The organism is Clostridium sp. JNZ X4-2, assembly GCF_054889485.1.
This window is the reverse complement of the sequence record NZ_CM142685.1, coordinates 2,075,602-2,095,564: the sequence shown is the minus strand read 5'-3', so window position 1 is coordinate 2,095,564 and position 19,963 is coordinate 2,075,602. Positions and strand designations below refer to the sequence as shown.

Genomic DNA, 19,963 nt, shown 5'->3' with positions numbered 1-19,963 from the left:
CAAAATATCTACTATTTCTTTTCATGGTTTTTATAATATTAATTTTTAAAATTATAACACTAATCTTTAACAATAGCAAGTAAAAAATCATATATTTTTTTCATTCATCTTCTGCCATCTTCTGCTGACCGTTCCCGTGTTACCAATCCCTTTTTGTGAAATATTTAGTTTTCCCATTGACATTAACGCTGTGTGAAGGTTTATATTTAATTTGCAGGGAGATGAAAATATGGAATATACAGTGCAAAAACTCAGTGAGTTATCGGGAATCAGCAAAAGGGCAATTCGTTACTATGATGAAATTGGAATACTAAAGCCGGCCAGAATCAATTCATCAGGGTATCGTATTTATGGACGAAAAGAAGTGGATAGACTCCAGCAAATTCTTTTTTACAGAGAATTGGGCGTTAGTCTGGAGAGTATAAAAAATATTATAACCTCTACTGATTTTGATGCTGTAAAAGCACTGAAAGAGCACCGCCAAGAACTTCTTGGGAAAAAACAAAAATTGGATTTGTTAATCGCAAATGTTGAAAAAACCATTGCATTAACGGAAGGAAGGATTACAATGACAGATAGTGAGAAATTTCAAGGCTTCAAGCAAAAAATCATAGATGAGAATGAGAAGAAATATGGCAGGGAGATTAGAGAAAAATATGGAAATTATACTGTTGAAAAGTCCAATAAAAAAGTTGAAGATATGACTAAAAAGCAGTATGAAGAGGTTATAGAACTTGAAAATCATATGATGGAAACACTGGCAGCTGCCTTTAAGACAGGAGATCCTGCAGGAGAACTGGCACAAAAAGCAGCAGATATGCATAAGAAATGGCTTTGCTATTACTGGGACAGTTATTCAAAAAAAGCACATGCCGGTCTTGCACAGATGTATGTAGAGGACAAGAGATTTACAGCTTATTATGATAAAAATCAGCCTGGTATGGCAGAATTTTTAAGAGATGCCATTTTAACTTACACTTTTATGAATAAATAGAGCTGATTAGTAATAGGAGCTGCAGCCAATGAAAAAAATAATTGCTGCAGCTTTTTTATTGCCAAAATTACAAAATTGTAAGACAACACTTTAACTTTGTAAGCCAATAGATATGGAGTGAAAACAGTACTTTGGTTATACTTTAGACATGGGAGGGAAAATAAAATGGAAATATTAAAAGTTGAAAATTTAACTAAGATATATGGAAAAGGAGAAAATAAGGTAGAGGCATTAAAAAATATAAATTTATCCTTGAATAAAGGGGAATTTGCGGCAATCGTAGGGGCATCCGGCTCCGGTAAAAGTACACTTTTGCATCTTTTGGGAGGCCTTGACAGACCTACAGGGGGAAAGGTGATAATAGACGGAGAAAATATCTATGATTATAAAGAAGATAGGCTGGCTGTATTCAGAAGGAGAAAAATAGGATTTGTATTTCAGTTTTTTAATCTGATACCGGTTTTGGATGTGGAAGAGAATATAGCGCTTCCCGCTCTTTTGGACAATGATAAGGTGGATGGGAAATATTTGAATGAAATTATAAAATTGCTTGGCCTAGAGGATAGAAGAAAACATCTTCCTTCAGAACTTTCAGGAGGGCAGCAGCAGAGGGTGTCCATTGGAAGGGCACTTTTAAATAAACCCTCCATAATATTTGCAGATGAACCTACTGGAAATCTGGACAGTAAAAATTCAAAGGAAGTTATTGAACTTCTGAAATTTACAGCTAAGAAATACAGCCAGACCCTTGTACTCATTACCCATGATATAAATATAGCATCTTTGGCGGACAGAGTGATTACAATTGAAGACGGGCAGATAATTTCAGATAAGTATCTTCAAAACAACTAGATAAAGAGAGGAGGTGATTTAATATGATTACAAGTTACAAAAAGCTTACAGGAAGGTACCTCAAGTCAAATAAAAAGAGAAGCATACTCACAATTATAGGAATAGTGCTGTCTGTTGCACTTATAACAACTATAGGATTTTTTATGATAGGAATGAAGGATGCTGAAATTGAAAGAGTAAAAAGTGATTATGGATCCTGGCATGTGATGTATTCTGCTCCAGACAAGGATCTAACTGCAAAGGTAACCGGCAATCCTAAGATTTTAAGAAGCGGTCTTTATCAAATGGATAAGGATATAAAAATAAATGGAGATGTGAGTGTAAGTCCAATTACTGCTACAGACAGTGCACTGGAACTTCTGCCATATAAAATCAAGACGGGAAGGTTTCCTAAAAATGCCCATGAGGCAGCTGTAGAAAATTGGGTTCTCAGGTATATGAAAAAGGATATCAAGTTAGGAGATAAAATAAAGCTCAATAACAGGGAATACACTCTTACGGGAATACTTCAGGATAGTGTATCCAGTCAGATAGAAAAAAAAGGCATCTTTTTATCCAAAAACAACAGTATTGACAGACAAAAATCCGTACTGCTTGCAGAGATAAGTTCAAAGACAAATTTGAGAAGGGCGGTTTCGGAACTGGATGGCCTGCCAAAGTATAAAACAATAAAAATCAATGGTAAAATTACGCCTTCTGTTGTAAATAATTCTCCTCTTATAGATATGGAAGGAGGGGGAAAAAGTAATGAATCAGGATTGACAAGCTTATATGGTACAGTGGCAGTTATAATAGGAATAGTGCTGGTTGCAGCCATTGCAGTAATATATAATTCATTTCAAATCAGTGTAGTGGAGCGGATGAAGCAGTTTGGGCTTTTGAGGGCAATTGGAGCAACACCGCTGCAGATCAGAAAAATAGTACTTAGGGAAGCATCTGCTCTTTCGATTATAGGTATACCATTGGGACTTATATGCGGTATTATAGCAATTTGGGCTATAGGGCTTGGATTTAAAATAATTGGAGGGGACATGGTTTCCATAATGAAAGTATCCATATCACCTGAAGTCATGCTTATAAGTGCTGCAGTTTCCATAGCGGCCATATATGTATCTGCACTGCTGCCTGCACTGTTTGCCGGAAGAACATCCCCCCTTGCTGCTATAAGCGGAAGAACGTCTATAACAAAGGAGAAAATAAAACGGAGAAAAAATATAATTATAAGCAAGTTATTTAAATTTGAAGGGGAGTTAGCCTATAAAAACATAAAGAGAAACAGGAAAAGATACAGGATAACTGTTTTTTCCATAGTAATAAGTGTGGTGTTGTTCATTACCTTTAAATCCTTTATGGATATGTCCTTGAATGTATCAGAAGGTCTTAGCGAATCCGACAATATACATTTTTCAGTTCAATCCAATGGAGAAAATAGTTTTGTAGATGATCAGGTTATAAAGGATATAGGTGAATTAGATTCTGTGGATAAAATGTATAAAGTATATAATGAGTATAATTTTACCCAATTTATAGATAAAAATAAGGAAATAGGAGAGGTGAAGAACATAAAGGGCATATATGGCAAAGGTACAGCTATTGATGGAAAAGAAAAAATACCCATGGATGGAGCCATTGGCATATATGATAAAAATGCACTGCAGGTATCAAAGAAATATGTACAATCCGGCAATATAGATATAGATAAATTGAATGATGAAAATGGTGTTATTTTAATAAATAAAAATATAATTTACAATAAAGAGGCCAAGAAAAGCTATGTGGGTCCTGCAGCTCATATAAAAGCAGGAGATGAAATAGAACTGCAGTACGCCGGAGAAACAGGCACCAGTTTAATAAACAGTGAAAATGCAGTTGTAAATAGAAAGCCGGCTGAAAATAAAGGTACTGTTAAAAGGGTAAAGGTAATGGCAGTACTGAAGGATGAGCCTTTTAATTTTGCATTGCAGACAGGACCCAAGCTTATAACCAGCAGGGAAGTAGCACAGAAACTGACGGGAATAAATGATATTAAACCAGTGGGATTGAATATTACCATTAAAGATATCAAAAACGAAAATAATGTAAAAAATCAGATAGAAGGTATTATAAAATCAGATCCTGCACTCAGCATGATAAATCATCTTGATCAAAACAGGACAGCAAAATCAGCAATTTTGATGATAAAAATACTGATATATGGATTTGTAGTAGTGGTGTCCTTAATTGGAAGTGTCAATATTATAAATACATTGACCACAAATATAATACTGAGGAGAAAAGAATTTGCCACCCTAAAGGCTGTAGGCCTCACTCAAAAGGGACTGAAAAAAATGATAGTTTTGGAAGGTCTGTTATATGCAGTTGTTGGAACAATATACGGTTCCATAATATCCTGCGGATTATCTTATATGATGTATAAAGGAATAAACGGGGTAAGGGAATTCAGCTGGCCGATTCCCTGGAGTGGAATGTTAATTGCAGCAGCTGCTGCTGTTACAATAGGATATTTTTCAGTACTTTCGCCCCTTTCCAGAATAAACAGGGAAAATTTAATTGATGTAATCAGGGAAGACTATTAGCAATTCACAATTCACAGTTCACAAATTACAGTGTACAATCCACAATTTATGGAGGATTGTGCACCGCTTGTGGTTTTGGCGCTGGAAAAGCAGATAACTTAGAATTATGCTTAAAATTAATTAATTGTGCTGCAAGTTCAATATGTAAAGAAAAGTGAAAATATTAAGATTAAAAAAGAAAAGAGGGGGAAAAGTATGAGAAGTCTCCTAATGCTACTAATATCATTTTTTTTAGTAGCTATATTGAATATTATATTAAAGAAAAATAGTAAGCAGCTTGGGAAGAAAATATTATGGCAGCATTACTTATTCGGGTATTTTTTCATATTGTATCTTATAATTACTTTAGAATTAGTGGGGTTTCCTTCCTTGTGGGAATGGGAACTGCTTTCAAAATTAAATGAACCAATATTTAATCCTCATATAAATTTAGTGCCTTTTTTTAAAGATGGATTTGATATTACATATATATATAATATTATATTATTTATGCCTTTTGGATTTCTCCTGCCAACTCTATGGGAAAAATACCGTAACAACCTATGGTCAACCTTTTTTTATGGACTATTTTTCTCATTTACCATTGAAATTAGCCAATTGTTTGTAAGAATGCGTGAAACTGATATCAATGATTTGATAATGAATGTTGTAGGGACTATCTGCGGCTGGGTAATTTTCAATATTGTGAGAAAGGTTTTCTATAAACTTCCTAATAAAACAGTAGTCCACATTTGTTCTAGTGATACCCTGGCTATTAAATCAGAACTTCATCTATATATTGCCATTGCAATGATATGTATCTTTTTTAGATAAAAGAAAGTGCAAAATTCGGTGTGGTACAGGAAATATATTAGTAAAGTTATCCAGCAATAAAGATTTTAAATTATACGAAAATGATTGAAGCAGCTGAAAATAATCGTGATAATAAAGTAGAATTAAAAATATGAGATACAGAATTCGGGTTTGACATGATTTAAGATTAAGGAATAAAGGATAAGCAACATTAATAATTAGGGGGAATTTTTGTGAAATGGAACGGAGCAAGAAAAGTATATACTAATAAGTGGATTTTATTTGAAGCTATGGAAGTTCATTCTGAGGATAGTAAAAGAATTGTAAATGAACTTTCAGTTATTAATGTATATGATAATAGAAAAAGTATGAATATTAGTAAAACCTATTAAAAAGTTATTCTAGTTTTACGTGAAATTTTATCTTGAACTGCGTAAATTTTGCTTACTATTTAATCTGTAATTATAAAGTATTGTAAATTATTATAAAAAAGAGTGGGGGAGTATGGTATGAGAAAAGTAACTATCATTTTAGCTGCTATAATGTTGTTTATGATTACGGGTTGTTCAAATAACGACGTAATTAAGCACAGCTATACTTATAAAGGAGAAAATGAATTTTGGGCTGCCCAGTATAAGGTGAATGCTACAGGTACATTCACTAAGAAAAATGATAAACTACATTATGAAGGTAATTCTAACAGCACACTAACAGTAACATGTAAGAAAAACATATCCGAATTATCTTCGGTAAAACACCTGGAAATATCGTATAAGAGCAGTGCTGGAGGTGAAAAAATAACGGAAAACTATAGTGATGCTTCTCCAAAAGAAAAAACTTATACTATGTCATCAAGTAGTACAGATGGAGTAATAGAGGATAAGGATGAAGTGATAAAAGTCACTATAAATCTTGACGGGAAAATACAAACAATTGAATTGAAAAATGAACAATAATTTTTACTGTATATTATATTTTAATAAATAGCTCTTGTGAGGGGCTATTTATTTTTGCAACTTTTTATGTGTATCATCAATATTGCCATAATTTTGCTTCGATTAATATTTAAAGATGTAGAAAATGGCAGTGTTTTTTTCTTTCAAGATACTTTTGACTGAATCGGTTTATAGCAGTATAATAATATTGTTATAAACCGATTCGGTTTATAGATTTTTGGAGGTGAGTTTTTGAAAAAGTTTTTTAATCTGCCCATAGAAAAGCAAAATATAATTATAGATGCTGCACTTAAATCCTTTTATAAAAATGGTTATAAGAAAACATCCATAAGGGACATTGCTGCCGCAGCAGGAATTTCAAAATCAATGGTATTTCATTATTTTGGTACAAAAAAAAGTTTATACCTTTATTTAATTGAGCTATGCGGCAATATTATTGTGAAAGAAGTTGATGAAAAGTTTGATTATAGGGTTACTGATTTCTTTGACAGGATTAAACTTTCATCTAGTATTGAAATTTCGGTTATGAAGAAACACCCTGCAATTCCGTCCTTTTTAACGAGCATGTATTTTGAAAATGATGAGGAAGTAAAAGAAGATATAAAAGCCATTTTAGCAAAAGGTGAAGGCTTTAGAAACAAAATTGCTTTTGATGGCATGGACTGTTCAAAATTTAAGGAAGATATTGATCCCAAGCTTGTTATGAAAATGCTGGGCTGGCTTACTGATGGGTATATAAGTCAATTATCAAGTAAAACAGGAGTTGATTACGAAGCTTTTTTCAAAGAATTTGAGGAGTGTATGGATTTACTTAGGAACAATTTTTACAAGGAGGAATATGTATGAATTCCTATGTGCTGAGTTTTCAAGATATTGATAAATCGAATCTGCCTATGGCAGGTGGTAAAGGTGCTAATTTAGGAGAACTGTCTAAAATTAAGGAAATACACGTTCCAGAGGGCTTTTGTATAACTACTGAAGCTTATAGAAGAATTGTTGATAACAATCCGGAATTTAATGTGCTGATTGATGAATTGTCCCTTTTAAAGGTAGATGACAGGGGAAAAATCGGCCAGCTTAGCAAAAAAATTCGTGGGGTTATAGAAGGCATATCCATTTCAAGGGATATTGTGGAACAGGTATCACAATATGTTTCAAAACTTGGTGAAAAAGATTCCTATGCGGTACGTTCCAGTGCCACAGCAGAGGATTTGCCTCTGACTTCCTTTGCAGGCCAGCAAGATACCTATCTGAACATCAGGGGAAAGGATAACATAGTGAAGTATGTTAAAAAGTGCTGGGCATCACTGTATACATACAGAGCAGTAATTTACCGCATGCAAAATAACTTTGATCACCGCAAGGTCTATTTGTGTGTTGTAATACAAAAAATGGTTTTTCCACAGGCTTCGGGAATAATGTTTACTGCAGATCCTGTCACTTCCAACAGAAAGGTTACATCCATCGATGCAAGTTTTGGCCTTGGCGAAGCTCTTGTATCCGGTCTGGTTAATCCAGATATCTATAAAGTACGGGAAGGAAAAATATTGGACAAAAAAATATCCACAAAGAAACTGGCCATCTATGCACTGGAGTCGGGGGGCACAAAAGAACAAGAGATTGAGGCCGCAAAGCAGAATACGCAGACACTTTCGGACAATCAGATTTTACAGCTGGGGGGTATGGGCAGAAAGATCCAGGCTCATTTTGGTTATCCACAGGACATAGAGTGGTGTCTTTATGAAGGCAAGTTCTACATTGTTCAAAGCAGACCTATTACTACATTGTATCCTGTACCACCTGAAACTAGGGATGGAAAGAATCATGTGTATATTTCATTCGGGCACAGACAGATGATGACTGAAGCCATGAAGCCATTGGGAATGTCACTCTTTCAAACCTTATTCAAACAGATGGTTGGGACTCCCATGAGCGAGATGGGTGGAAGGTTGTATATTGATGTATCCCGTGAACTTTCTTCATCCTTTGGCAGGATGTCTTTTATCAAAAGCATGGATACAGTTGATGTACTGATGAAGAACGCCCTTATTAATCTTACAAAACGAAAAGATTTTATCAGAACACTATATAAAAAAAAGACAGCCATGGCTTCAAAATCAATGTGGTTGAAATGGATAATCCTTACCATAAAAGATTATAGAGCAAACGACCCGGGTATAGTAGAAAGGCTGATGAACAATAATAAGGCTCTGATGGTTGAACTGGAGCAAAGTATTATCAAATTTTCCGGTGAAAAATTGTTTGACTTTATTATGGAGAGTATGGGGCAGATAAAAAGTACCATTTTTAACAGCTATGGAGTGGTTTTTGCAGGGGCCTATGCCTCTTACTGGATAAATAAAAATATTGAGAAATGGCTGGGTGAAAAAAATACAGCTGATACTCTTGTTCAATCTGTATCCAATAATATTACATCTGAAATGGGGTTTGAACTTTTGGATGTGGCTGATGTAGTAAGGCAGTATCCAGATGTAATTGAATATCTTCATCATCCTAGGGAAGAAACTTTTTTTGAAGATTTGCTCAAACTTAAGGGAGGGTTAACTGTCAGCAATTCAATTAAAGAGTTTCTCAAAAAATATGGAATGCGCTGCTCAGCCGAGATTGATATAACCAGGACTCGATGGAATGAAAGGCCTACTATACTTATTCCCGCTATTCTCAATAATATCAAGGCCTTCGGACCAAATGCACACAGTATGAAATTTGAACAGGGGCTGCTGGAAGCAAAGCAAAAAAAGCAGGAACTCATAAGCCGTCTTGAAAAATTGCCTGGCGGAAAAAGAAAAGCCAGGAAAACCGAGAAAGCAGTCAGTGTTCTGCGTAATTATGCCGGTTATCGTGAATTCAATAAGTACATTTTAGTGTGGTATGACTGGATCATCAAGCAGGCATTTATGAAAGAAGCAGATACTTTGGTCCATAAGAGTATAATACAAAACAGGGAGGATATATATTACCTGACTTTTGATGAACTTAGGAATGTTATTAAGACAAATGTGATAGATTACAAAATCATAACTAAGAGAAAAGAGGACTACGACACTTTCGAAAAGCTTACACCTCCCCGTGTTATAACCTCCCAGGGCGAGATTATAGCAGGTGAGTACAATACAGATAAAATACCCGAAGGTGCCCTGGCAGGAGTACCTGTTTCATCAGGGGTTGTTGAGGGCCGTGCGAGGGTTGTTTTAAAAATGGAGGATGCCAATATAGAAGAAGGGGATATTTTAGTCACAACATTTACTGATCCCAGCTGGACTCCGCTGTTTGTATCAATTAAAGGTTTGGTTACCGAGGTAGGCGGAATGATGACCCATGGGGCTGTTGTTGCAAGGGAATATGGCCTGCCTGCAGTGGTAAGTGTTGAAAATGCTACAAAATTGATTAAAGACGGACAGAGAATAAGACTAAACGGGAAAGAAGGATATGTGGAAATTCTGTAAGGAAAAGCTGCTGCATCACAATTATGTGTTATAGCAGCTTTTCAAATCTGAGAGCTGGCATGTCATTTTGGCAGGGCAAACTTCATCCGTATTATTTCTAACATATTGTGCAGTTTTATGGAAAAACATGATTGTAAAGAACTGCAATTGTTGGCCCTTTATCATCCAGCGTACCTCTCAAAAATCTTGCCTTCATGAATTCCTGACACATAAGGTGGGTGAATTCAATTATCTCCTTCTGGTACCACTTTATTTTGCGAAACTAAAGTTTAGTAAAATAAAATGTGATAGAATTATGTATAGATAAGTAATTTCGTGTAAAATAGTACTAAGTATAATATCGATATAATAAGAAAAAATATGACTTAGTTGGATTAAGAGGTAAAAAACAGATGTTGGATATTAATGAAGAATTAAAAAATTATAAGTTTACAGAATTTGGAAATGTATTGGAAGAAGAGGAAAAGAATTATGAAGTATTGGAAAATATTTTAAATATATTTACAAAAGATTATAAAAAGATAGGAAAAGAACAATACAAAGCAGCAAATGGAATAGAGGAAATATTGGATATTCTTGAAGAAAAACAAGATGTTTTTAAAGAATTGAAAGAAAGAGAAAAGGACAGAAATAATGAAATAAGCACAATTCTAAGCTTAATTATGAATATTCTGGATATATTTGATTATATAAATACCTTCGCCTTGCAAGGCCGAGATAAAAATTTACAAGATCAGTTTGAACTTGTTAAAGAACAATTGACAGAGAAGTTATCTCAAAGCTCAATTACGATTTTAGACAGGGAAAATACAAAGTTTGATGTGAAATTACACAACCCTGTAGCTGTAAAATGCTGCAGGGAAAAACCAGAAGGGGTGATTTTGCAAATTGTAAGGAAAGGATATATGTACAAAGGAAAAATCCTGCGTAAGGCAGATATTGTAGTAAACAAGTATAGTATCAGTTAAAGGAGGAAATTCAGAATGAAAAGTAAAATAGTAGGAATTGATTTGGGAACTTCTACTTCGGAAATTGCTGTATTTGAAAACGGAAAATCAAAAGTAATAAAAAATAAGGATGAAGAATACATAACCCCTTCCGTGGTAGGAATTTCTGAAAATAATGAACTGGTTGTAGGTAATGATGCCAGGGCTCAGCTTATATTGAGACCGGATAAAACTGTAATGGAAATCAAAAGACTTATGGGTTCAGAAAAAAAGGTACAAATGGGTGATAAGCAATATAGACCGGAGGAGATATCTTCCTTTATTCTAAGTTACTTGAAAGAGTGTGCAGAGGAATATTTAGAAGAAAAGGTAGAGAGGGCGGTAATAACCGTTCCTGCATATTTTACTGATGAACAGAGGAGGGCTACAGTAGAAGCAGGTAAATTAGCGGGATTTAAGGTTGAGAGAATAATAAATGAGCCTACTGCTGCTGCACTGACTTATGGAATAGATCGCATGGAGAATAATGAATACGTACTAGTCTATGATCTTGGCGGAGGAACATTGGATGTAACACTACTTGAGATGTTTGACGGAGTGCTCGAAGTAAAAGCCAGCAGCGGCAACAATCAGTTGGGAGGAAAAGATTTTGACGACAGAATAATAACTTACGTGGTTGACAATTTTTATGAAAAATATGGAATTGATCTGAGAAATGATATAAAAGCAATGGTAAGGATTAAAGAAGCTGCAGAGGCTTGTAAAGTAAAATTGAGCAGTTTAGGAGAGTACAGAATAGTACTGCCATTTATAGCCTATAGTGACAATGAACCTCTATCCATAGATATGACTGTAACAAGAGAAATTTTTGAAGAACTTATAGAGGATCTTGTAGAATCTACTAAAGCACAAATCGATGTTGTATTAGCAGATTCATTGGTTGCCAAAGAAAAAATTAATACTATACTGTTAGTTGGAGGATCTACAAGAGTACCTCTTGTTAAAAATTTTTTACAAAGAATTTTTAACAGGGAACCCGAGTCCTTTGTGGATCCGGATCTTGCCGTTGTCATGGGCGCGGCCATTCAAAGTGCTATACTTAACCAGGATCTTTCATCAGAAACAGATATACTTATTACTGATGTCTGTCCGTATACACTTGGAATTGAAGTGCTGGAGGTATTCAATGGAATACCTATACCGGACGGTTACAGCGTTCTTATAAATAGGAATACGACTATACCGGTTGTAAAGGAAGGAGTATATTATACAGCCTCAGATAGACAGACAAAAGTGGAAATAAAGATATATCAGGGGGACTATAAAAAGGCATCTTCAAATAACTTTCTCGGGAAGTTTATACTCTCCGACATTCCACCTGCACCTGCTGGAGAACAGAGGGTAAAAGTCAAATTCACATATGATGTCAATGGTATTCTTCAGGTGGAAGCAATTATATTAAGTACAGGTAAAAATGCTGGTATTACAATCGAAACAACTGGTGTTGAAATGGATAAAGAGGTTGAACTTGAGTCTTGGGAAAATGTGAAAGGATCAAGAAAATACCGCAGGTTCATTAAAAAGGCTGAAAAATATATAAGTGAACACCACGATGCAGACAGTTATGAACTGGAATCATTATTAAAAGATCTAAAAAAAGCTATAATTGCTGGTGATAGTGAATTAGCTGAAGTACTTGACCAGAATATTACAGATATGATGTATGAACTGGAGGAAGAATAGTGATTTCAGAGTTATCAAAAATATATATGGAGGAAGGATTTAGAAATTTACAACAGAAAAAGCTGAATACAGCAGAAGACAATTTCCAAAAAGCCATAGTTATGGATAATAAAAACTGGCAAGCTGTAAATTTGTATGGTTTGTGTTTGTATACTTCAGGACACTTTGAAAAAGCCGGGAAACTGTGGAAAAATAGTATTGGCTTAAACTCCAAAGAAAATAACAGGGCGTATTACTATATTAAGAGCCTTCAAGAAAATGAATTTATTGTACTTTGTAACTTGTATGATAAATCTCTTAAGTATGCCAGAAATGGGAACTTTAAAAAGGCAGATGAAATCATGGAAAAAATTGAATTTAATAATTGTAAAATAATCCCATTCATAAATTTCAAGGGTCTCTGTAATCTGGCATTAGATAAAAAAAACAAAGCTATGATATTATGGAAACAATCTTTGCTTATTAACAAAGAAAATGAAGATACATTGAACTATATAATTAATAGCTGTGATCAAAAAAGAAAATATAAGTTTCTTTATAATATCTTAGGGAAAATTTTAAAAAATTCTGAGTAAAATATAAAAAAGGTGATATATTATGGAAGATTATTATGAGATATTAGGATTAAATACAGAAGCTTCAAAGGAAGATATAAAGAAAGCCTATTTCAAGCTCGTGAGGAAATATCCTCCAGATAGGTATGAAACACAATTTATGGATATTAGAAAGGCCTATGAAACTTTAAGCAACGAAAAAACCCGTAAACAGTACGATTTAGTAAATTATCTATCTACTGATATAAAAGATGAATATAATTCTGCAAGTACTCTTCTGAAAGAAGGAGATTTAACTGGAGCAATAAGAATTCTTGAAAAAATATTAGAATCAGATCCAGGTATTCTTATAGTTAAGTCACTTTTAGCCGAAGCCTATTTAAAAAACAGAAACAGTGGCAAAGCTCTTGAAATGTACAAAAAATTAACCTCGGAAGAACCGAAAAATGCAGCCTTTGCAGGTTATCTCGCTAATGCATATCTTATGAGAGGCTGGCAAAAGAAAGCTATCGTTGCCTATAATAGGGCAATAGAACTTGACAGTGACAATATTTCACTTTGGATGGGGCTAGGTGATGCACATATAAAAAATGAGGAGTATTTGGAAGCAAAGCGTGTTTTGGAAAAAGCTTTAGATGTGGTTGGAGATATAAGTGATAACACTATAATTTATTTTAAATTAATAATGCTTGATATAGAATCCGAAAGTATGTCTTCAATGTATAAATATTTAGATAAACTTACGGAAATTGCCCTAAATAATAATGAAATAAAGGACAATGTAGCATGGTCGTTATCTCATATAGCAAAGTATTTAATGTGTGTAGACAATTTAGAAGAAGCAAAAAGTATAATAGACAGAGCTGTAGAAATTTTACCAAAGGACAAAGATATAGAGTGCACAAAAATAGATATTGATAATTTTAAGAAATATAAAGATATATTCAGTGAACTAGACATGGATGATAAGATAAAAGATCAAGTCGCTGGACTGGTTGCTTTTAAAATTATGCCTAATATCATATTAGGTATTGAAGATGATAGAAAGGAAGTAATGACTTATTTTTATGAATATGAAATATTGGAAAACTATTCAAATTATGAATCCTCTATTCAAAAGCTAAAAAAGGACTATCCTGAGTTATATATTGTTAGGGAAGATTTTTTTAATAAGGCAATAAGCAGCACTGAAAGAAAAAAATTGAAATTGGATTATAGAAAAAAGTTGAATAAATATAAAAACGTGATGGGTGATATTTTTGATATTGAAGAGGATGAGGATGAATATGAAGAGTTTGAAAACTGGTACGATGATAATGAATACCAGGAACCTTATGTAAGAAAAGAACCTAAAATTGGCAGAAATGATCCATGTCCTTGTGGAAGCGGAAAAAAATATAAAAAGTGTTGTGGAAAATAACACGACCTCATCAATTGGTGATATTTCACTGGATTACTTAAAAAATTCTTCGAAAAATGACTATAAAAGAATAAAGAAATATCGTAAGGCTGCAGATAGAATACTTGATGTTCTCGAAGAGGATATTCCGGTATAATACTTCATATCTTTCTTATATGCATCATTTTGTCAGAGTTATTTTTTAATGCCTGGTTAACTTCTTCAAAATCTGATTTTTCAGCATAATAATTTATTCTATCAACTCCTGAATGCTGCTGCCGCCAGTAAGAACATCTTCTTGTGGTTGGAGTCTTTTCTGCTGTTCTTCAAAGGCTTTTACAAGATGCTATAGATCCATAGACGACGTGATTAAAGATATAAATGCATTAAAAACAAGGCATATAATGTTTATTGATGATAATTTTATTGGAAATCCCAAATGGACAGAAAAATTATTAGAGAAAATAAAACCTCTTAAACTAAAGTGGAATGCAGCGGTTACTTCCAATATAGTGGATATGCCTGAATTATTAGATAAAATGGAGGCGGCTGGCTGTCAAAGTCTATTTATAGGTTTTGAAAGTATAAATAGTAAGTCAATAGATAGTGTCCACAAGGTGCAGAATAGTGTAAAGAGATATGAGAAACTTGTAGATGAAATTCATAAAAGGGGAATAATGATAAATGCAAGTTTTGTTTTCGGATTAGATGAAGATGATGTCTCTGTATTTAGGAATACATTAGAGTGGATAGTTAAAAATAAGATAGAAACGGTAACATCACATATCCTTACCCCATATCCTGGTACAAAGTTATACTCATCATTAATATAGGAAGTTTGGAAAGCTGACAGAATTATTGTGCAGTATAGTTTCTTTTAAAAATGTAGGAAGATTTTTTAGATGGTTAGCTTATTGTATAAAGTAGGTGGTGGAATTTTTATCTTTCTATCATTAGATAAAATGTCAGAGCCTATTTATATTAATATTTTAATGCTGATAGTATCATAGCTTTTAAGATTAAAACTCGGAGGATTTATGTTTATGTATATAATTTATCTGTCAATAGCGGTGGCAATAATAATAGGTCTTGGCAGTATATTATTTAAGGACTTATACATTTCATCACTTGATTTGCCCAATATTATAAATAAGAACTATATAAAAATCTCTTGTGAAGTTGAAAAGTCCACTAAAGCATCTTCAAGATCAGACCATCATTCACAATACATTGTTGTTAGAAATTTGCAGGATAATAGCATTATAGAGATTGATTTTACATATAAGTATGATAGAATTTTAAAAAATAAAAGATATAATATTTGGTATTTGCCTAATTTACATCAGGGATTAAAAGCCGAGCCTATTAATTAATGGGTATATATGAGGTTTTAAAACACAGATTAATTCTGTTTCTCAATCCTCAAGTACAATGCAGCAGTAAGTTCACGCAAAGCATTTTATAATTTGGATCTAAATTATGGGTTCTTAAAGTAAATATAGGAAGTGGTGTTTTTGTTAAAGAAACTTTTTCAACGTTTTAAAAAAAGCAATTGGGAAATGGTCTTTTTCACTGAGAAAGTAGAGGAATACTGTAAGATAAAATATGAACTTATCAGTAGAGGAATTAAGGTGAAAACTAAAATAATAAGACATAATGGAGTCAGAAGTTTTGTAACTATGAATAAAGGTGGAAATGAATATTATGAAATATATATTCAGCCCAGAGAAATAGAAAAAGCCAATAAAATTATCCACAATCAATAAAAAGATAAATTTTTCCTAATGAAAATGACAAATGTACCACTAAGTTATACTTTGACTACACAGAAAATTGGAGGATGATATAAAATTGAAAAAATGTTTTAAGAGTTTTATTCTAATAATTTTTTCCTTAATACTTATTATTGGTGTTGGGTGCAGCAATGCAAAAGTAGCTAATAATGGCAATATCGGAACCGGATCTGAAAAGGTAATAAATAAGGCAATATCAAATTATATCGTTGATTACTATTCGCATATATTAACTAATGCCGATAAGGTCTTTGAAGCCCATAAGGTATATACAATGGAACAGAAAAATGGATTGATAAATGTTTATATTTATACCTTATTTGAAGGATATGCATTTGCTGACGGAAAATTTGGACTTTCCTGTGGAGGATCAAATCCTGCACTTATTGTGTTAAAAAAAGACAAGGATAAATTTACTGTTGTTAAATTTGAACAACCTAAAGATGGAGATGAATGCGGACCATCTATAAAAAAGATGTTTCCAAATAAATATGCAGCGGAAGCCATGAAAGATACAGGGCGTGACTTAGGATTGGAAACAGAAATAAAATTAAATGCTAAAGAATGGTTAAAATCACAAGGAAGAAGTGAACCACTTTCAGAAGAATAAATTCGTAGAAGTAAATTAAAGCTAAATCTGACAGAAGAATTAAATGATTTGGAAGCCAAATATACAAAGCCTAATGGAGAAATTTTGGCAGCTATTTCTGATGAAGGAAATGTAGTTGATTGTGTTGCATTTTACAAGCATACTGATAAACGCTGCGAAATGAGATTGGTTTTATAATTTAGCCCGTAAAACCTAGTACCCTTGTGAATGGGGTGGCTTACAGATTGTAGAAATATGAGATAGGAGGAATTTACTTAGCCTATCTCTTTAATTTTTCATAAAATTACATTGTATTATATAGTAATTAATGTTATAGTGTATATTGCGAGGTGGAATTATGGATATTGATAAAGAAGTGTTAAAAGGTTGTATAGATACCATGTTAATTTGTTTACTTAATGATAATGATATGTATGGGTATGCATTGGTAAAGAAAGTAAGAGAGGTTAGTGAAGAAACATTTGAATTAAAAGAGGGTACTTTATATTTAGCGTTAAAAAGGCTTGAAAAAAATGAGATAATAGAATCTTATTGGGGTAAAGGGAAAAGTGGTGGTGGAAGGCGTAAGTATTATAAAATAACGACTATTGGTAGGAGATATGTACAGAAGAAAAAAAAAGAATGGATATTTTTAAATAGTATAATGAATAAATTTTTAGGGGGAATTTAGAAATATGATGAATATTGATGAATTTGTTGACTCACTATATAAGGGGATTAGTGGAAGCGAAAAAGAAATTAAAGATTTTAAAGAAGAAATGAAATCGCACCTTGTTGAAACTGTTAATGAATTAAAAAGTGAAGGTAAAACAGAAGAAGAGAGTCTTAAAATCGCATATGAGCGTTTTGGAGAAAGAAAAATAATTAATAACGGATTATTTAAACTGTTTAACAGACAAAAAAAATTTATTGGAATCATTTTAATTTCTGCTATAGTGTTTTTATCAATTGGAGTTATTTCATATATGTTTATGTCTCAAAAAGATTTAAAATTTCAAAATGAACAGAAGATATTAACAGAGGGAGTTCTAGATAGCATTGGTAATGAAAATAATGTTACAAATAATATAAAAATTCAAATACAAAATCTGGTTAAAAAATATGATTATATCAACTACATTGCTTTATTTAAAGTTAGTGATAATTCTGAATTTAAGAAAGAAATAAAAAAAGACGACAGAATGAATATATATGGAACTTATAGATATCCATTTAATATAAAAAGTGCTAGGATAGTATATCCTAGTAATATAAAACCATTAACAAATTCACCATATGCTTATGATCGTTCAACAGTAGTAGCAACAAATGGAGATTGGATTGTTCAATATGAATACAAAAAGTCGATTTATAGGTATGTTGAAAATTATTCCAGTAGAATAGTGTATTCTAATTTGGATTACAGTACTGCTAGTTTCAATTATAAAAATTCAATTTATTTTATAATTATAGGAGGAACTCTTTTGTCTGTATGGATAATAATTAAAATTTATAATAGATTTAATTCTAAATTATTTGATTAAAATAATGGGAACTAATAATATCGGTAAGAAATAATTAATTAGTATTTGGCAAACTTCTAAATAGGTCAACATTCTGTATTCTTAAAGTAGATGAAGGAAGTGATGTTTTTGTTAAAGAAGCTTTTTCAATGTTTTAAAAAAATAATTCAGGATTAGGACTTGCCATAGTTAAAAATATTGTGGAATTGCACAGGGGTGTAGTGTGACAGAAAACAGGGACAGTATTTTTAAATTATATGTAAAATTAAGAAATCATCTGTATAAGTATTGGAGACTATAGTAAATATATGATATAATTTTCATAGAATAAATTGGTAGAAGTAAATTAAAGCTAAGGAAAAATTATTTGTATAAAATATCAATAAATATTAATTAGGAAGTTGAAAGGAAGAAGAATATGGAAATAGTCAATGGAAGCAGATATTTGCCGGAAATCAAAGATTTAATTGTTGAATATACAAAATCACTTAATCGAGATTTGACTTTTCAGCATCTGACAGAAGAATTAAATGATTTGGAAACCAAATATACAAAGCCTAATGGAGAAATTTTGGCAGCTATTTCTGATGAAGGAAATGTAGTTGGTTGTGTTGCCTTTTATAAGCATACTGATAAACGCTGTGAGATGAAAAGATTGTATGTAAAACCACATTATAGAAAATTAAAAATTGGTTATAAACTAATAAAAGATATAATTGAATTAGCATCAAAAGATGGTTTTGAAGAAATGGTGTTAGATACAATAAAGCCGTTAAAGAGTGCTATTCATTTATATAAGAAATACGGTTTTGAAGAAATACCAGCATATTACGATAATCCAATGGATGATGTTATATACATGAGATTGGTTTTATAAGTTCCAATTTACAGCAAATATTAGAGATATAATTTAATACGCAGTATATTTATTTTATGTACTGGGAAAATGGAAGAAATTTATTTTTATAGATTATAGAAACATGAGATAGGAGGAATTAACTTAACCTATCTTTTTAATTTCTTATAAAAGTACATTATAATTTATGGATGCAGCATATTTACAGTGAGGTGGAATCAATGTACAAATTGTTGTTGGTGGAAGATGACAGTGCCCTTGCGGCAGGTATAGAGTTTACTTTAAAAGATGAAGGGTATGAAGTTTTTACAGTTTCAACGGTTAAGGACACAAAAAAAGTAATGGAAAACAGGAATTTTCATCTTGTGATTCTGGATATAAATCTGCCTGACGGAAACGGTTATGATCTGTGCAGGTATATAAGAGACAAAAGTGATGTGCCCATAGTGTTTTTAACTGCCCTGGATGAGGAGGTAAATATTGTGCTCGGCCTTGAAATAGGAGGAGACGATTATATAACCAAACCTTTTGGGGTGAGGGAATTTTTGTCAAGGATAAAGGCTGTAATAAGAAGAAATTATAAAAAGGAATCTGCAGGCGGCAGGTTTCAGAGCGGGAATATAGTGGTGGATACCTCCAGTGCCCTGGTGAAAAAGAGTGATAAAAAAGTGACGCTTACAGCACAGGAGTATAAACTGCTGCTGATATTTTTAAGCAGCCCTAAGGTTCTTATGAGGAGAGATGAGATATTAAACAGGCTTATTGAAGGTGAAAAATCATTTTTTGATGAAAATACCCTGTCCGTTTATATTAGGAGAATGAGGGAAAAGATAGAGGATGATCCTAAAAAACCAGAGTATATAGTGACACAGAGGGGACTGGGATATACGTGGAACAAAGATGTGAACAAGGAGAAGTGAAT

At 32.8% G+C, this 19,963-nt stretch carries 19 protein-coding genes, 3 pseudogenes and 1 other annotated feature (1 of these 23 cut by a window edge); all 22 genes and pseudogenes read left to right on the top strand.

Features of this window, described 5'->3' with window-relative positions; all coding sequences use genetic code 11:
* Positions 1-34 (bottom strand) — a binding site (T-box leader) (it extends 209 nt beyond the left edge of the window).
* Positions 35-229: 195 nt separating this feature from the next.
* A complete protein-coding gene (locus ACYUJ6_RS10110; RefSeq protein ID WP_461842664.1) occupies positions 230-994 on the top strand; it encodes a MerR family transcriptional regulator in 765 nt (254 codons plus the stop codon).
* Between the two features lie 165 nt (positions 995-1,159).
* On the top strand, positions 1,160-1,846 hold the full coding sequence (locus ACYUJ6_RS10105) for an ABC transporter ATP-binding protein (RefSeq protein WP_461842663.1): 687 nt from the start codon (positions 1,160-1,162) through the stop codon (positions 1,844-1,846).
* A gap of 23 nt (positions 1,847-1,869) precedes the next feature.
* Positions 1,870-4,422, top strand: a complete 2,553-nt coding sequence (locus tag ACYUJ6_RS10100) for an ABC transporter permease (RefSeq protein ID WP_461842662.1) — start codon at positions 1,870-1,872, stop codon at positions 4,420-4,422.
* 195 nt (positions 4,423-4,617) lie between these two features.
* Positions 4,618-5,235, top strand: coding sequence for a VanZ family protein (locus ACYUJ6_RS10095; RefSeq protein ID WP_461842661.1), 618 nt, complete (start codon positions 4,618-4,620; stop codon positions 5,233-5,235).
* Positions 5,236-5,447: 212 nt separating this feature from the next.
* Positions 5,448-5,606 (top strand): hypothetical protein, encoded by a 159-nt coding sequence (locus ACYUJ6_RS10090; protein ID WP_461842660.1) that lies wholly within the window; start codon positions 5,448-5,450, stop codon positions 5,604-5,606.
* 117 nt (positions 5,607-5,723) lie between these two features.
* Complete coding sequence (locus ACYUJ6_RS10085) at positions 5,724-6,170, top strand: hypothetical protein (protein WP_461842659.1); 447 nt, start codon at positions 5,724-5,726, stop codon at positions 6,168-6,170.
* Positions 6,171-6,401: 231 nt separating this feature from the next.
* Complete coding sequence (locus ACYUJ6_RS10080; protein WP_461842658.1) at positions 6,402-7,016, top strand: TetR/AcrR family transcriptional regulator; 615 nt, start codon at positions 6,402-6,404, stop codon at positions 7,014-7,016.
* Positions 7,013-9,637 (top strand): phosphoenolpyruvate synthase, encoded by a 2,625-nt coding sequence (gene ppsA / locus ACYUJ6_RS10075; protein WP_461842657.1) that lies wholly within the window; start codon positions 7,013-7,015, stop codon positions 9,635-9,637. The genes ACYUJ6_RS10080 and ppsA overlap by 4 nt, the downstream gene beginning before the upstream one ends.
* 392 nt (positions 9,638-10,029) lie before the next feature.
* Positions 10,030-10,605 carry a nucleotide exchange factor GrpE gene (gene grpE, locus ACYUJ6_RS10070; RefSeq protein ID WP_461842656.1) on the top strand — a complete coding sequence of 192 codons (576 nt, stop codon included), beginning with the start codon at positions 10,030-10,032 and terminating at the stop codon, positions 10,603-10,605.
* A gap of 15 nt (positions 10,606-10,620) precedes the next feature.
* Positions 10,621-12,327 (top strand): Hsp70 family protein, encoded by a 1,707-nt coding sequence (locus tag ACYUJ6_RS10065; RefSeq protein ID WP_461842655.1) that lies wholly within the window; start codon positions 10,621-10,623, stop codon positions 12,325-12,327.
* Positions 12,327-12,902, top strand: a complete 576-nt coding sequence (locus tag ACYUJ6_RS10060; RefSeq protein WP_461842654.1) for a hypothetical protein — start codon at positions 12,327-12,329, stop codon at positions 12,900-12,902. The genes ACYUJ6_RS10065 and ACYUJ6_RS10060 overlap by 1 nt, the downstream gene beginning before the upstream one ends.
* Positions 12,903-12,924: 22 nt before the next feature.
* Positions 12,925-13,461 (top strand): annotated as a pseudogene (locus ACYUJ6_RS10055) (J domain-containing protein); the annotation flags it as partial.
* 756 nt (positions 13,462-14,217) lie between these two features.
* Positions 14,218-14,301 (top strand): annotated as a pseudogene (locus tag ACYUJ6_RS10050) (SEC-C metal-binding domain-containing protein); the annotation flags it as partial.
* A 278-nt stretch (positions 14,302-14,579) separates the two neighbouring features.
* A pseudogene (locus ACYUJ6_RS10045) lies at positions 14,580-15,207 on the top strand (B12-binding domain-containing radical SAM protein); the annotation flags it as partial.
* A 116-nt stretch (positions 15,208-15,323) separates the two neighbouring features.
* A complete protein-coding gene (locus tag ACYUJ6_RS10040) occupies positions 15,324-15,653 on the top strand; it encodes a hypothetical protein (RefSeq protein WP_461842653.1) in 330 nt (109 codons plus the stop codon).
* Positions 15,654-15,794: 141 nt separating this feature from the next.
* Positions 15,795-16,046 carry a hypothetical protein gene (locus ACYUJ6_RS10035; protein WP_461842652.1) on the top strand — a complete coding sequence of 84 codons (252 nt, stop codon included), beginning with the start codon at positions 15,795-15,797 and terminating at the stop codon, positions 16,044-16,046.
* Between the two features lie 85 nt (positions 16,047-16,131).
* The gene (locus ACYUJ6_RS10030; RefSeq protein ID WP_461842651.1) at positions 16,132-16,683 is read left to right on the top strand and encodes a hypothetical protein; all 552 of its coding nucleotides are present in this window, start codon (positions 16,132-16,134) and stop codon (positions 16,681-16,683) included.
* A 48-nt stretch (positions 16,684-16,731) separates the two neighbouring features.
* A complete protein-coding gene (locus ACYUJ6_RS10025) occupies positions 16,732-16,860 on the top strand; it encodes a hypothetical protein (RefSeq protein WP_461842650.1) in 129 nt (42 codons plus the stop codon).
* Positions 16,861-17,020: 160 nt separating this feature from the next.
* Positions 17,021-17,353, top strand: a complete 333-nt coding sequence (locus ACYUJ6_RS10020; protein ID WP_461842649.1) for a PadR family transcriptional regulator — start codon at positions 17,021-17,023, stop codon at positions 17,351-17,353.
* Between the two features lie 4 nt (positions 17,354-17,357).
* Entirely contained in the window at positions 17,358-18,206 is an 849-nt protein-coding gene (locus ACYUJ6_RS10015; RefSeq protein ID WP_461842648.1) for a permease prefix domain 1-containing protein, read from the top strand.
* Positions 18,207-18,603: 397 nt separating this feature from the next.
* Complete coding sequence (locus ACYUJ6_RS10010) at positions 18,604-19,062, top strand: GNAT family N-acetyltransferase (protein ID WP_461842647.1); 459 nt, start codon at positions 18,604-18,606, stop codon at positions 19,060-19,062.
* 200 nt (positions 19,063-19,262) lie between these two features.
* Positions 19,263-19,961 carry a response regulator transcription factor gene (locus tag ACYUJ6_RS10005; protein ID WP_461842646.1) on the top strand — a complete coding sequence of 233 codons (699 nt, stop codon included), beginning with the start codon at positions 19,263-19,265 and terminating at the stop codon, positions 19,959-19,961.
* Positions 19,962-19,963 lie beyond the last annotated feature (2 nt).